This is a genomic window from Hyphomonas sp. TMED31, from assembly GCF_002172815.1.
Classification (GTDB): Bacteria; Pseudomonadota; Alphaproteobacteria; order Caulobacterales; family Hyphomonadaceae; genus Hyphomonas; species Hyphomonas atlantica.
In genome coordinates this window covers 1-13,296 of record NZ_NHCK01000067.1, presented here as the reverse complement: position 1 = coordinate 13,296, position 13,296 = coordinate 1, and the positions used below count along the sequence as shown (strand labels likewise).

General features: G+C 59.3%; 16 protein-coding genes. 11 read left to right on the top strand and 5 right to left on the bottom strand.

Annotated elements, in window-relative coordinates; translation table 11 throughout:
* Position 1 precedes the first annotated feature (1 nt).
* The 3 genes from CBB91_RS10325 to CBB91_RS10315 all read left to right on the top strand — a co-directional run bounded on the left by CBB91_RS10325 (position 2) and on the right by CBB91_RS10315 (position 2,018).
* Complete coding sequence (locus CBB91_RS10325) at positions 2-289, top strand: hypothetical protein (protein WP_273013975.1); 288 nt, start codon at positions 2-4, stop codon at positions 287-289.
* Complete coding sequence (locus CBB91_RS10320) at positions 286-1,266, top strand: NAD(P)-dependent oxidoreductase (RefSeq protein ID WP_273013974.1); 981 nt, start codon at positions 286-288, stop codon at positions 1,264-1,266. Before CBB91_RS10325 ends, CBB91_RS10320 begins: the two co-directional genes overlap by 4 nt.
* The gene (locus tag CBB91_RS10315) at positions 1,263-2,018 is read left to right on the top strand and encodes a 7-carboxy-7-deazaguanine synthase QueE (RefSeq protein WP_273013973.1); all 756 of its coding nucleotides are present in this window, start codon (positions 1,263-1,265) and stop codon (positions 2,016-2,018) included. Before CBB91_RS10320 ends, CBB91_RS10315 begins: the two co-directional genes overlap by 4 nt.
* A 5-nt stretch (positions 2,019-2,023) precedes the next feature.
* On the opposite strand, the gene CBB91_RS10310 is transcribed toward CBB91_RS10315, so the two are convergent.
* Entirely contained in the window at positions 2,024-2,671 is a 648-nt protein-coding gene (locus CBB91_RS10310; protein WP_162175988.1) for a squalene/phytoene synthase family protein, read from the bottom strand.
* 65 nt (positions 2,672-2,736) lie between these two features.
* Between CBB91_RS10310 and CBB91_RS10305 the strand changes: the two genes are divergently transcribed.
* The 3 genes from CBB91_RS10305 to CBB91_RS10295 all read left to right on the top strand — a co-directional run bounded on the left by CBB91_RS10305 (position 2,737) and on the right by CBB91_RS10295 (position 5,740).
* Positions 2,737-3,345: a superoxide dismutase gene (locus CBB91_RS10305; protein ID WP_273013972.1), complete on the top strand. Its 609-nt coding sequence runs from the start codon at positions 2,737-2,739 to the stop codon at positions 3,343-3,345.
* Positions 3,346-3,388: 43 nt separating this feature from the next.
* Complete coding sequence (locus tag CBB91_RS10300) at positions 3,389-4,051, top strand: zinc ribbon domain-containing protein (protein ID WP_273013971.1); 663 nt, start codon at positions 3,389-3,391, stop codon at positions 4,049-4,051.
* A gap of 195 nt (positions 4,052-4,246) precedes the next feature.
* Positions 4,247-5,740: a DEAD/DEAH box helicase gene (locus CBB91_RS10295; RefSeq protein ID WP_273013970.1), complete on the top strand. Its 1,494-nt coding sequence runs from the start codon at positions 4,247-4,249 to the stop codon at positions 5,738-5,740.
* 73 nt (positions 5,741-5,813) lie between these two features.
* On the opposite strand, the gene CBB91_RS10290 is transcribed toward CBB91_RS10295, so the two are convergent.
* Positions 5,814-7,250: a coniferyl aldehyde dehydrogenase gene (locus tag CBB91_RS10290; RefSeq protein ID WP_273013969.1), complete on the bottom strand. Its 1,437-nt coding sequence runs from the start codon at positions 7,248-7,250 to the stop codon at positions 5,814-5,816.
* 146 nt (positions 7,251-7,396) lie between these two features.
* On the opposite strand from CBB91_RS10290, the gene CBB91_RS10285 reads away from it, so the two are divergent.
* The 3 genes from CBB91_RS10285 to CBB91_RS10275 all read left to right on the top strand — a co-directional run bounded on the left by CBB91_RS10285 (position 7,397) and on the right by CBB91_RS10275 (position 9,280).
* A complete protein-coding gene (locus tag CBB91_RS10285; RefSeq protein ID WP_035552861.1) occupies positions 7,397-8,194 on the top strand; it encodes an enoyl-CoA hydratase/isomerase in 798 nt (265 codons plus the stop codon).
* A 91-nt stretch (positions 8,195-8,285) separates the two neighbouring features.
* A complete protein-coding gene (locus tag CBB91_RS10280) occupies positions 8,286-8,780 on the top strand; it encodes a DUF3291 domain-containing protein (RefSeq protein ID WP_273013968.1) in 495 nt (164 codons plus the stop codon).
* A complete protein-coding gene (locus CBB91_RS10275) occupies positions 8,780-9,280 on the top strand; it encodes a phosphoglycerate mutase family protein (protein ID WP_273013967.1) in 501 nt (166 codons plus the stop codon). Before CBB91_RS10280 ends, CBB91_RS10275 begins: the two co-directional genes overlap by 1 nt.
* Before the next feature lie 4 nt (positions 9,281-9,284).
* On the opposite strand, the gene CBB91_RS10270 is transcribed toward CBB91_RS10275, so the two are convergent.
* The 3 genes from CBB91_RS10270 to CBB91_RS10260 form a co-directional block, all read right to left on the bottom strand.
* Positions 9,285-9,545, bottom strand: a complete 261-nt coding sequence (locus tag CBB91_RS10270) for a DUF3253 domain-containing protein (protein WP_273013966.1) — start codon at positions 9,543-9,545, stop codon at positions 9,285-9,287.
* Entirely contained in the window at positions 9,542-10,777 is a 1,236-nt protein-coding gene (locus tag CBB91_RS10265) for a serine hydrolase domain-containing protein (RefSeq protein WP_273013965.1), read from the bottom strand. Before CBB91_RS10265 ends, CBB91_RS10270 begins: the two co-directional genes overlap by 4 nt.
* 3 nt (positions 10,778-10,780) lie before the next feature.
* Positions 10,781-11,941 carry an acyl-CoA dehydrogenase family protein gene (locus CBB91_RS10260; RefSeq protein WP_273013964.1) on the bottom strand — a complete coding sequence of 387 codons (1,161 nt, stop codon included), beginning with the start codon at positions 11,939-11,941 and terminating at the stop codon, positions 10,781-10,783.
* A 110-nt stretch (positions 11,942-12,051) separates the two neighbouring features.
* Here CBB91_RS10260 and CBB91_RS10255 point away from each other — a divergent pair, with 110 nt between their 5' ends.
* Positions 12,052-12,480, top strand: coding sequence for a PaaI family thioesterase (locus tag CBB91_RS10255; RefSeq protein ID WP_273013963.1), 429 nt, complete (start codon positions 12,052-12,054; stop codon positions 12,478-12,480).
* Positions 12,477-13,265, top strand: a complete 789-nt coding sequence (locus CBB91_RS10250) for an SDR family NAD(P)-dependent oxidoreductase (protein WP_273013962.1) — start codon at positions 12,477-12,479, stop codon at positions 13,263-13,265. Before CBB91_RS10255 ends, CBB91_RS10250 begins: the two co-directional genes overlap by 4 nt.
* Positions 13,266-13,296 lie beyond the last annotated feature (31 nt).

The following is a 13,296-nucleotide window of genomic DNA, read 5'->3' as shown; positions in this document are numbered from 1 at the left end:
AATGATCGAGTGCGACAAACATGGACCCAATGAGGCGACCTTTGTCTGTTCGCACATTCTCGAAACACTCCGGACAAAAACGCCTCGAGGTTTCAATTGGGATTTTGACGAGGAAGGCGGCATCCAAGCATTCTGCGATTCCTGCTGGAACGCGACCGATGAGGAATGGCTCGAAATCAGCGCCGACACCTGCCGCATGATCTGCCTCGGTTGCCTCAAAGACGCGGCGGCGATCAACGGCTTCGAATTTGATCCGGAGCCTTACCGCAACGCCGAAGGCAAAGCATGAGAGTCCTGCTGACCGGATCGACCGGCTGGCTGGGCCGCCATCTTGCCCCGCGCCTTGCCGCGCTCGGCCATGAGGTCACGGGCCTCGACGTCGCCCCCGGCCCGCACACGCAGGTGATCGGCAGCGTCGCCAGCCGCACCACGGTCGACCGCGTCTTCGCGGATCACAGCATCGAATCCGTCATCCATGCGGGCGCCCTGCACAAGCCGGACATTTCCCGCTTCCCCGCGCAGGCCTTCATAGACACCAATGTCACCGGCACGCTGAACCTGCTCGAAGCCGCCGTCGCGGCGGGGCATGACCGGTTCGTGATGACGTCCACAACGTCGCTGATGATCTCGCAGGCCATCCGCGATGAGGTGTCGGACCACGCCATCTGGCTCGACGAGGCCCACGCCCCGCTGCAACCGCGCAACATCTATGGTGTCACCAAACTGGCCGCCGAGAATCTTTGCCGCCAGATGCAAGGCGAGACCGGCATGGGCGTGATCGTGCTGCGCACCTCCCGCTTCTTCCCTGAAGATGACGACACGCATGACCACCCGCCCGCCGATAATCTGAAGGCAAACGAGTTCCTTCATCGCCGCCTGACGGTGGAGGATGCCGNCGATGCCCATATTGCCGCGCTGGAGAAGGCCCCGGAGATCGGTTTCGGCGTCTATATCGCGTCCGCGCCGACGCCCTTCCAGCGATCCGACTGCGCCGGACTGAAGCGCGATGCCGCCGCCGTCATCCGGCACTACTTCCCGGAGGCGGACGCGCTCTATGCGGCGCGTGGCTGGATACTGCCGGACACAATCGGGCGGGTGTATGATGCCTCCCGCACGGAACAAGACCTCGGCTTCCGCCCGGCGACAGATTTTGGCAGTGTCCTCTCCGCCCTGAAGACCGGCGCGCCGCTGCCTTTCCAGCACGACAGCGGCTACGTCTCGCCCAGCACGCTCGGCGCGGCGCTTGTCTCGGAGGACTGCGCATGAGGCTGGCCGTTACCGACCCCGGCGTGCCCGAAATATTTCTTTCGCTGCAGGGCGAGGGTGTCTCGGCTGGCAAGCCGAGCGTGTTTGTGCGCTTCTCCCAGTGCAACCTTCACTGTGCCTGGTGCGATACGGCCTATACCTGGAATTTTCAGGGAACGGAGTTTGTTCATCGTGATGACGCGCTCGGTGCACCGCGGAAGTTTGATCGCGCCGCCGAAACGGTCGATGTATCCGTTGANACGCTTGNTGCGCGCCTGATCGAGCAGTCCTGTCGTCGCATCATCTTTACTGGCGGCGAACCTCTGCTGCAGCAGCGCGACTTGGGTGTGCTGATCCANCNGTTGAAGGCGACGGATCCAGACTTCTACATCGAGATTGAAACAAATGGGTCGATCAAACCGGCCGGGCTCGCGGCAGAGCTGATTGATCAGTTCAANGTTTCNCCCAAACTTGCCCATTCCGGCAANGCGGCCGCCATCCGCCTGAAACCGGACGTGCTGGCCTTCTATGCCGCTGACCCGCGTGCGAATTTCAAGATTGTCGTCGCTGANCCATCAGACCTCGAAGAAGTCCATGAATTGGTTTCAAGTTCCGGCATGCCACCCGCGCGAGTCTGGCTGATGCCGGAAGGCCGGACGCCGCAAGAATTGCGGTCGCGCGAACGCTGGTTGGCGGAGGCTTGTCTCAAGGCCGGCTACAATTTCACCGACCGCCTGCACATCCATCTCTACGGAGATACGCGCGGTACTTAGGCGCGCTAAACCTTCCCGCTGCGGATTGCCTGCAGAACGCTAAGGCGCTTTTGAAGCGGGTTCGGTGTCTTGCCTTCGATGTAGAATTTACGCAGGCGAAAGTGCGCAATCGCGGGCCGGATGGGCTTCGGTGCAGGCGTAAGGATTGGACCGAACGCCTTCGAGTCCGAACGGCGCGCGGCAGAAAAATAGGGCGCCACGTCGCGAATCTCCTCGGCCCAGTCATGTATCGGCGTTAGCACATTTGCCGCCGTCAGGGCGAGCCACGCCTCGGGCTCAAGCGAGCGGTCTTCGGCCTCGAACGCGCCTTGATAGCCATCGATCAGCTTGTGCAGCGCACCCGGCTTCAGACGCCCTGCGTCGATCTCTTCCTTGAGCGCCTTTGCCACATCATGCTCGCGCACCTTGCCCGCTTCGATCTCTGAAACGGCATCGCGCCACCATTGGAACCGGATCAGTCCCAATCCCTCTTCGGTGACCACCAGACGCACCCGCGCCAGCTCATAGGCCAGCGCATAGAGCGCGATCAGCGCGCGGCGTTCACTTGCCCCGGCATAACGGCTTGAAATCCAGCGATCCTCGTCTGCCCGAAGGATCCGCTTGTCGATTGCGGCCCATTGAGTTTCCGAAAGAGGGTTGGTCGGGTTTGACATGCAACCCATATGTGGGAAGACGCGTAATTAGGCCAGATACTTTGCTGCAAGAAAGGACGCCCAAAATGGCATTTTCCCTCCCTGATCTCCCTTATGAGCGCGACGCCCTGGCGCCGCACATCTCCGAGGAGACCTTGAACTTTCACCACGGCAAGCACCACGCTGCCTATGTCAACAACCTCAACGGCCTGATNGAAGGCACAGACCTCGAAAACGAGTCNCTGGAATCGATCATCAAGACCGCCGCTGCTGATAGCGGCAAGGCAGGCCTGTTCAACAACGCTGCCCANGTCTGGAACCACACCTTTTATTGGCACTGCATGAAGCCATCTGGCGGCGGCAAACCGCACGGCAAAGTGGCAGAGCTGATTGACCGCGATCTCGGCGGCTACGACCAGTTCGTGAAAGACTTCAAGGCAGCAGGCGGTGGCCAGTTCGGCTCTGGCTGGGCCTGGCTCGTTTACAAGGATGGCAAACTGCACATCACCAAGACACCAAACGCCGAAACGCCAGTCACCGATATGGGCGCAACGCCAGTCCTGACCATGGATGTCTGGGAGCACGCCTACTATCTCGACTACCAGAACAGCCGTCCGAACTATATGGACAGCTTCATCAACAATCTCATCAACTGGGATTTCGTGAACCAGAATCTCGCTGACGCGGGCGCCTGATTCGGGCTATGGTCCCTTCGTCATATGGACGAGGGGACCGCCCATGTATTGCACGAATTGCGGACAGAAGCTCGGGGATGGCCACCGCTTCTGCGCCCATTGCGGAACGGAAGCTGCTGCAAATGCTTCGCCCGCCACACCGCCATCCATTCCACCGCAAACAATTCACCCAAGCCTAGACTGGCGCAGCTCCATGAATGTTGGAGAGATCGTCAATCACCCTGACGTACGCGCTCGCATCGTTCGGGTCACAGGGGCTACGCCGCAGGGCATGACCGCCGAGCAATTCTTCAAATATGCCGAGCCCGTCATGGCTGCTGCAGGCGCCGGGGGAATTCCGCTGGGAGCTATCAAGGACATTGCCCTGCCCATGTATGCGCGCATGGGCCTGAAGACGGACCGGGAGATGTCACAGGGGTTTCGGAACACGTTTGGCGAGACCCTCGCAGCCGTCCTTTGCTCCCTCGCCAGCCGCAGCCAACCCTTGGTCGATATTTCCGAAGCAGGGGACGGATGCATCCTGAATACGAAAATGGCGTCTTCCATCCTGTCCTGGGAAGGCAACATGATCGTGACGCTGGAACGCCAGAGCGAAGGCACCTTGTTGAAGGCGACCATCACCGTGCCCGGACAGGCATTTGACTGGGGGCGCTCGAAGCGCGTGCTGCAGGATCTGATCGACGACGTGAAACGCTATCGGGATTGATGCTCTCCACGCGCAAAGCCCCGCTGGCGTCGCCCTCTTCCATTTATCCACAATTTAGCTTATGTGCAGCGCAACACGACGCTCCGGGCAATGGATTCGCCCGGCCCGCCGAATGCGCACTGAGGCGCTGGACGCGGGAAATGCGGCCATCAAGGCCGCCGGGTTAGATTAGAAACCATTCCAGGAACGAACACATTGACTGAAGTTACATTTGCCGACCTTGGCCTCGGCCCCAACATTCTCAAAGCCGTTACCGAATCCGGCTACACGCACCCTACCCCAATTCAGGCTGAAGCCATCCCGCATGTGATTGGCGGCGGCGACGTTACCGGCGTAGCGCAGACCGGCACCGGCAAGACCGCAGCCTTCGTGCTGCCGATGATCCACCGCCTCGCCCGCGGTCGCGCCCGTGCACGTATGCCACGCTGCCTGATCCTTTGCCCGACCCGCGAACTGGCCGCTCAGGTGGCGGAGCAATTCGAAAAATACGGCAAATACCTCAAGCTCAGCATGGCACTTCTGATTGGTGGCGTCAGCTTCAAGGAACAGGAAGCCCTGCTCCAGCGCGGCGTTGACGTTCTGATCGCGACACCGGGCCGCCTGATCGACCAGTTCGAGCGCGGTAAGCTGCTTCTCATGGGCGTCGATTACCTGATCATTGATGAAGCCGACCGCATGCTGGACATGGGCTTCATTCCAGACATCGAAAAAATCTGCGCTCTGCTCCCTCCACGTCGCCAGACCCTGCTTTTCTCCGCAACGATGCCGCCAGAAATCGCCGGCCTTGCAAAGAAATTCCAGAAAGACCCAAAAAAGATCGAAGTGTCCCGTCCGGCACAAACAGCCGAGACGATCAAACAGTACGTAGTCAAACTTCCTAATGATAGCGCGAAGGCGAAGCGAACTGCGCTGCGCCGCGTGATTGAGACTTGTGACGTGAACAACGGCATTGTCTTCTGCAACCGCAAGGTCGAAGTGGACATCGTGGCTGCATCGCTCTCCAAGCATGGTCACGACGCCGCCGCCATTCATGGCGACCTGCCGCAGGCGGTACGTAGCGAAGTGCTTCAGAAATTCCGTGATGGCGAATTGAAACTGCTGGTCGGTTCAGACGTGGCCGCGCGGGGACTGGACATTCCGGATGTCTCCCACGTCTTCAACTATGCTCCACCGCCAAAAGACGAAGACTATGTGCACCGCATCGGTCGCACAGGCCGCGCTGGACGCAAGGGTGAGGCGTACACGCTCGTCTCCCCGGATGATACGAAATCGTGGGGCTTCGTCCTGAAGATGATCCAGCAGGACGTCGAAGAGTTCATGCCTGAAGGCCTGCTCGATGAGATCGAAAACCTGCCACCGGAAGAAAGTCGTGGCCGGGGCCGCAATCGTCGCGGTGGACGTGATGACAAACCTCGCGGCGACCGTTCGCGCAGTCGCCGCCGCGATGAAAACACCGATCGCGTTGAAGAGGTTGCTCCGACAGAAGCCACTGAAGAAAAGGCCAAGTCCGAACCGAAACCGGAGCGCAAGAAAGAAGAGCGCTCAGAGGACAAACCAAAGCGTGAGCGCGCCTCAAAGCCAAAGCGCGAAAAAGATCGCAAGCGCAAGGATGATGATTTGATCCTGGAGCCTGCGCCCGATCGCGTCAAAGGCTTTGGCGACGATATCCCGGCCTTCCTGAAGCGGTAGAGCCGGAATACCGCACGGAAAAAAGCCCGTCAGTCTTTNCTGACGGGCTTTTCTNTTGTCGTTTCGTAGAGCTCTAACGCTTGATACGGCCTTTGACCTGGCCCCGGAACTTGTCGCCATAGGGTGGGCGCATCATGGCCAGCATCTCACTGCCGGTCTGCGTGTAGACGGCCTTCTTGTGGCTGAACTCCATGAAGCCATCGAGACCATGATAGCTGCCCATACCGGATGGTCCGACGCCACCAAAAGGCAGGTCTTCCTGCGCGACATGGAAAATCACGTCATTCACGGTCACGCCGCCAGAGGTCGTATTGTTCAGCACAAAGTCTTTTTCGCTGGCATCCTCGCCAAAATAGTAGAGGCCTAGCGGACGGTCATGTGAGTTGATGTAGTTCACCGCATCTTTCGTTTCGCCGTAGGACTTGATCGGCAGGATNGGTCCGAAGATCTCATCCTGCATCACTTTCAGATCATCGCTTGGGTCAACAATGATGTGCGGCGGGATCTTGTGATGCGGCTGCTGGGAGAAATTCTCCCCAGTCGGATTGATTTCTATNACCTCAGCACCCTTGTCGCGGGCTTCCTCGATATAGGACATGATCCGGTCATAGTGACGTTGGTTCACAACGGACGTATAATCGTCATTGTCTTTCAGACCGGTTGGAAACATCGTTTCGACAGCCTTGGTCGCTGCGCCCACGAATTCCTTGGTTTTTTCCTGAGGCACAAAGGCATAGTCCGGTGCCAGACAGATTTGTCCGGCATTCAGCGTCTTGCCCGCCATGATACGGCTGGCGGCCTTCTGCATATCCGCAGACCGGCCAAGTACAACTGGGCTCTTGCCGCCAAGTTCCAACGTCAGTGGCACGAGATTGTCCGCCGCCGCGCGCATGACGTGGTGCGCAATGGAGGTCGCGCCGGTGAAGATCATGTGGTCGAAAGCGAGCTTGGAAAATTCCGCGCCAATTTCAGGCCCGCCGGTTACGACCGCAACTTCCTCCTCATCATAATACTGCGCAAGGAGCGACTTCATCAATTCAGAGGTCGCTTCAGTGAACTCTGACGGCTTGATCATTGCGCGGTTACCCGCCGCGAATACGCCGGCTAGCGGCGCAAAGGTCAGGTTAACCGGGAAATTCCAGGGACTGATCACCCCGATCACACCCTTGGGCTGGTACTGGATATAGGCTTTGGAGCCAAGCAGGCCGAGCGGGAACTCCACCTTGCGCTTTTCCGGCTTCATCCATTTGGCGAGATTCTTCTTCGAGAATTTGAGCGCACCAATGGACCCGGCAATATCCGTCAGCGCCGATTGATCGACAGACCGGTGTCCGAAATCCTCGCGCATCGCTTCTGCCAGCGCATCGCCGTGGGTAACGAGCAAGTCGATGGATTTGTCGATCCACTCGATCCGCTTCGCAGCGCTCGGAATGCCATCGCGAATGTGCGCGGCTTTCTGGCGGCTAAGAATTGAACTCATGCCGGAACCGGCAGCGCTATCGAGAGCCATTTGTTTTCCTCCGGGGCGTTTCCTCCGTAAAGTGTAACGCGCATTGAGCGTTGAACAAAATAAAAAACATTTCCGCTGGGTCAGGCGTTCACGCGAGCGGAGCTAGGCCATAGGATGACAAAAAACATCCACCGGGAGCGAAATGCATGGCCTACACGAAGATTTCCTACGAGTTGAAAGGCGACATCGCCATCATCAGTTTCAACGACCCGTCGACGCTGAATGCGTGCGGCGTCGACACAGCACAGGAAATGCTGCACGCATTTGAAGTCGCGGCGGATGAGGCGCGCTGCACCATACTGACAGGCGCTGGCCGTGGGTTCTGTTCCGGCGCGAATCTCGGCCCCGGCCAATTGGGCGTACAGCTCAGCCATGAAGGGTCCAAGCCAGATGCCGGTCGCGCGCTGACTACGCACTACAATCCACTTATGCAAGCCATACGCGAACATCCGCACCCGGTTATTTCCGCTGTGAATGGGCCTGCCGCAGGTGTTGGCTGCTCTCTGGCACTTGCTGGTGATATCGTACTTTGTGCGGAAAGCGCCTATTTCCTGCAAGCGTTCCGCCGCATCGGCCTGGTACCGGATGGCGGGTCAACCTGGCTGCTGGCGCGCACCATTGGCCGCGTCCGCGCCATGGAAATGGCCTTGTTTGGCGACAAGGTTCCGGCCGAAAAAGCGCTGGAATGGGGCATGGTGAACCGAATTGTCGCTGATGACGCACTCATGTCCACAGCGATGGAAATGGCTGAAAAGCTTGCCACGGGGCCAACGGTTGCCCTGTCTCTTGCGCGTGACCTGATCTGGAAAGCCTGCGAGTCCGACTTTGACGAAGCGATCTATGATGAACGCATTGCGCAGAGGACTGCGGGGCGCACGGATGATTTCAAGGAAGGCGTCAGCGCATTCCTTCAGAAGCGTCCCGCCGAGTTCAAAGGCAAGTAATTCACAAGGTTTTAGGGGCGATTCTGAATTCGCTTAAGAATTGTGAAACGGCTTTGTCTTAATCCCGTCAACATTGGATGGGGACAATTCGATGGCCGACGAGTATCGTTTGATACACTTCAATTGCGCGCGCCCCCTGGGCGCGTTCACGATGGAGAACGAGTTCGTTCGGGTCTTCATGGCGATTTTGCCGCGCATATTTTCGGATGCAGATTCCTTCGAAGGTATGCACTGGCACACCCACGGTATTCGCCGCCCGAATGGTGAGTGGTACGGCATGGAACTCGCGTTCCCATACCCGGCTGAACTCGCGGCCCCTGATGTCTGCACGATGGCGGGCTGGAAGTCCGTCGAAGCGCTGCGCGAATTCACCTACAATGGCCGCACGCACCCCCCCGGCATGAGGCGTTTGTCGAGCCAACTGGATCGGAGCGCTGGAGCGGGCTTTGTCCTGTGGTGGGCAAAGCGGGGTGAGCGCTTCACGTTGCAGGATGGCTGGGACCGATTGCAATCGCTCCGACAGAACGGCCCAACTGAAGATGCGTTCTCTCTGGAACGTCCAGTAGCCAAACCGGAAGCAGCCTGATGCTGTCGCGACGCGTCGCTCTGGCCATGATCGCCTTTGCGACGCTGGCAGCTTGCGCTTCACCCCCGGAGCCTGACGCCCAGACGATTTATCTCGTCCGCCACGCAGAGAAAGCCAGCGGGCAGGACCCTCACCTGACAATTGTCGGCCGGGCCCGCGCGGAGATTCTGGCTGCCGAACTGGCTGACGCAAACCTTTCCGCTATCTACTCCACAGATACCAATCGCACCCGCGAAACCGCCGCGCCCACGGCAAATGCGTACGGCCTGACGGTTCTCCCTTACGACGCAAGCAATCTGGACACGTTCGCGAACATGCTGCGCGCGACGCCCGGCAACATCCTTGTGGTCGGCCATTCCAATACGACGCCGGAGCTTGTGAAAGCGCTNGGCGGCAAGCCCGGCGCGCCGATTGTCGAAGCTACGGAGTATGACCGGCTCTACGTACTGACCGCCAATGGCCGCCGCTACCGCACGGAGCTGCGCAGCTACGGCAACTGACCGGTCAGGCTGCCGGCAANCCCAACCGATAAACGCCCTTGAACGTATCCGGATCTTCGACCGGCTTGCCCTTGCGATAGATCAGAACGATGCCCGCCTTGTGCAAACGTACGGCTTCAGCCCGAACATCCTTCAGCACACGCTGGAAGTTCTTTTCGCTGACGGCCTTCGCCGCAATCTCCGGCGCAACNGTCTTGCCCGCGCCACAAGCGGCTGTCACGTCCAGGATCGCNTCGCGGACTGGGTTGGAATGCTCCTCACTCACCAGTCCACCGCCGCATAGACAAGTTGTTGCAGCTGAGGCCGGATCGGATAGGTGCCTGACGGCATCATCTGGGTCGCCTGAATGGCGATCATCTCTTCAACCGGGTCAATCCAGAAGAAAGTGGAGGCAAGACCACCCCAGCTGAAATTACCGTGGCTGGAGGGCTGCATGCTTGCCACCGGATCAACCAGTACAGAGCCGCCAAGCCCGAACCCGTTGCCTTCCATGCGAGCCTCGGAAAACGTCTTGTCACCCATCGCCTTGATGGTCTGACCATCGGGCAAATGGTTNTGGCGCATGAACTCCCACGTCTTGGGGCTGATGATGCGCGCGCCATCCAGCGTGCCGCCCCGCATCAGCATCAGGCAAAACCGGTGATAGTCCCGCACGGTAGAGGCAAGTCCGCCGCCCGCATTCAGCAGNTTCGGNCGCTTGCTGTAGAGCTTCGACTCCTTGCCCGCCGCATCGGCCAGAGTGATCTCTCCGCTGATCGGATGCTTGCTGTAGCAAGCCATCAGCCGGTCAATCTTGTTTTCAGGTACCCAGAAATCGGTATCATCCATACCGAGCGGTCCAAAAATCCGCTCCCGGAAGAACTCGTCCAGTGGCTGCCCGGACACAATCTCGACCACCGCGCCAAGCACATCGATCGAGTGGCCATAGCCCCATTGCGTTCCGGGGGAGAAGGCCAGCGGCAATTTCGCAATCCGCTGGCTCATTTCCAGCAGGGTCTCGGTCGGCGCGCCGATCTTTTCCTTGCGATAAATCGCGTCCGGCTCATCCTGCATCAGGAAGCCATAGGTAATCCCGGATGTGTGCGTGAACAGGTCCAGCAGGGTCATGGCCCGGTCTGGCGCGCGCGTCGTGTAGTCCTCACGATTGCCGCTATCGAACACCTGCACGTCCGCAAATTCCGGAATGTANCGGGCAACTTCATGATCCAGCCTCAGCTTGCCTTCCTCGAACAGCATCATCGCCGCCAGGGATGTGACCGGCTTGGTCATCGAATAGATTCGGAAGATCGTATGCGGACCGATTGGCTCNCCTTCGCCGATNTGGGTCGTGCCGGAATAATCCTCCAGCGCCACTTCGCCGCCACGAGAAACCAGTGTCGCCACACAGGGCAGCTTGCCCGTGTCGATATAGTTGCTCTGGAAATACTCCGGAATGGCCTCCAGCCGCTCGGCATTCAGTCCAACCTCATGCGGGTCTGTCAGATCGTGTTCGAACATGGCCTAAAGCCTCCCTGCCTTCGCCGCCTTGGACAGTTCACGCGCGATGATCACCTGCTGGATCTGGCTGGTGCCTTCATACAGGCGGAAGATGCGCACATCGCGATAGAAGCGCTCGATGCCATAGTCGGAGACATAACCCGCGCCGCCGAATACCTGCACTGCGCGATCTGCAACCCGGCCACACGCCTCAGTGGCGAACAATTTCGTCGATGAGGCGAGCAGGGTGACATCCTCACCGGCATCGCGCCGACGCGCTGCATCCATGATCATGCATTCGGCCGCATAGGTTTCGGCCTGGCTGTCGGCAATCATGGCCTGAATCATCTGATGCTGNATGATCGGCTTTCCGAACTGCTGCCGCTCCANNGCATANTTNACCATNTCGCGGATCAGNCGCTTNGANACGCCNGTNGCNACGGCGGAGATNTGCAGNCGNCCCTTGTCCAGCACGCTCATCGCCACTTTGAAGCCTTCGCCCTCGCCCGCGATCATGTTCTCGGCAGGCACACGCGCATCTTCGAAGATCACATCACAGATATGCGCGCCCTGCTGGCCCATTTTCTTTTCAGGNACGCCCNCCGTTACGCCCGGTGTATCGCGCTCCACNATGAAGGCCGAAACNCCCTTCGGGCCGGGCGTATCCGGNTCNGTCCGCGCCATGACCGTAAAAAGGTCNGCCTTGTTCGCATTGGTGATGTAGCGCTTGGTGCCATTCAGCACNTAATGGTCGCCATCACGGATGGCCTTGGTCGTCAGGCTGCCTGCGTCAGACCCCGCTTCCGGCTCGGTCAACGCGAAGCTGGCGATCAGGTCGCCAGAGGCAATNCCCGGCAGCCATCTTTCCTTCTGCGCATCCGTTCCGAACAAGACGAGCGCCTGGCTGCCGATACCGATATTCGTGCCCGCCACGCTACGGAAAGCAGGGGATGTCTCGCCCAGCTCCATCGCAACCAGTGCCTCGGTCTCCATATCCAGGGCCAGACCGCCATACTCTTCCGGCACCGCGATGCCGAACAGGCCGAGATTCTTCATCTCGTCGACGATTTCCTGTGGTACTTCGTCTTCCTCGCCGACCTTGGCCTCGATCGGCACGCACTTNTCGGTCACAAAGCGGCGGACCTGCTCGATCAGCGCCGCGCGGATTTCGGCATCGAATGCCATACCATTTCCTCCGGTGAATATTCTTGCCAGACCAATCTATGCCCCAACGGCACGCTTGTCGAAGGGTGACTGTGCGGTATCGTGCCCCACAAAAACAGCAGGGAGGCGGAATGACCGCACATACAGTGGAATCCGGGGAATTTGCCGGCTGGCAGACTTGGCCCGACGAACCCTTTGAACACGACGCCGCAGGGCCATTCTATTTCAAGTTTGACGATCAAGGCCCCGTCGCCGCNTTTCGCGCCGAACGCAAGCACATGAATGCGGGCGGCGTCATGCATGGCGGCTGCCTGATGTCGTTCGCNGACTTTTCCCTGTTCGCTATCGCCCATGACGGCATGGAGGGCGAATATGGCGTGACCGTCGCTTTCACATCCGAGTTTCTCGATGGCGCCCTAGAAGGCGAATACATGGAAGCGCGCGGAGACGTACTGCGTCGCGGCCGATCCCTGACCTTCGTCCGGGGCATAATCACGGCCAATGGTCGCCCCGTCCTGAATTTCTCCGGAACGATCAANAAGCGAAAGAAAAAGACATGAGCAACCTACCCTATCAGGANCTGTCCCGCTCTATCGACGGCAAGACCGCGCTGATCACCGGCGCTGCCAGCGGCATGGGCCGCGCCACCGCGCACCTTTTTGCCCGGCAGGGGGCCAATGTCGCCGTCACGGACCTGAAACAGGAGAACGTTGACATCGTGGTTCAGGAGATCCGCGACGCTGGCTTTTCCAATGTTCATGGCTGGGCGCTGGATGTGAGCGACGCTGACGCGATCAAACGCGTTGTCGATGAAATTGCCGCGCATTTCGGCGGCCTGGAAATCCTGGTCAACAATGCCGGTTTTGCCTTTCCGGCAGATATTGCCGAGGAGAGCTATGAGGACAGTTGGGGCCCGAGCATCAATGTCATGCTCACCTCACACCAGCGCGCCATCCGCGCAGCACTTCCACACATGCGCAAGGCTGGCTTCGGCCGCATCGTGAACATTGCATCCACCGAAGGGCTTGGCGCGACGCCGGGCAATTCGCCCTATGTCGCCGCCAAACATGGCGTCATCGGCCTGACCCGCGGCCTTGCCGTAGATCTTGGCCGCGAAGGCATCACGGTGAACTGCATCTGCCCCGGCCCGATCCACACCGGCATCACCGAAGGCATCAAGGACGAGCACAAGGAAATCTATGCCAAGCGCCGCGTGCCGCTGCGCCGGTATGGCATCCCGGAAGAGGTCGCCAACATGACCCTATCTCTCGTCCTGCCGGCCGCCAGCTTCCTGACAGGGGTGCAAATCCCGGTTGATGGCGGGATGAACATCAAGAACGCCTAGCCCGCAAAACCGCGTGCTTTCATGGCGTCGT

Bases quoted from the DNA above. Each gene is read 5' to 3' on its own strand.
- CBB91_RS10285 (WP_035552861.1), top strand. From the start codon at position 7,397: ATGGCCTACACGAAGATTTCCTACGAGTTGAAAGGCGACATCGCCATC.
- CBB91_RS10300 (WP_273013971.1), top strand. From the start codon at position 3,389: ATGTATTGCACGAATTGCGGACAGAAGCTCGGGGATGGCCACCGCTTC.
- CBB91_RS10325 (WP_273013975.1), top strand. From the start codon at position 2: ATGATCGAGTGCGACAAACATGGACCCAATGAGGCGACCTTTGTCTGT.
- CBB91_RS10310 (WP_162175988.1), bottom strand. From the start codon at position 2,671: ATGTCAAACCCGACCAACCCTCTTTCGGAAACTCAATGGGCCGCAATC.
- CBB91_RS10280 (WP_273013968.1), top strand. From the start codon at position 8,286: ATGGCCGACGAGTATCGTTTGATACACTTCAATTGCGCGCGCCCCCTG.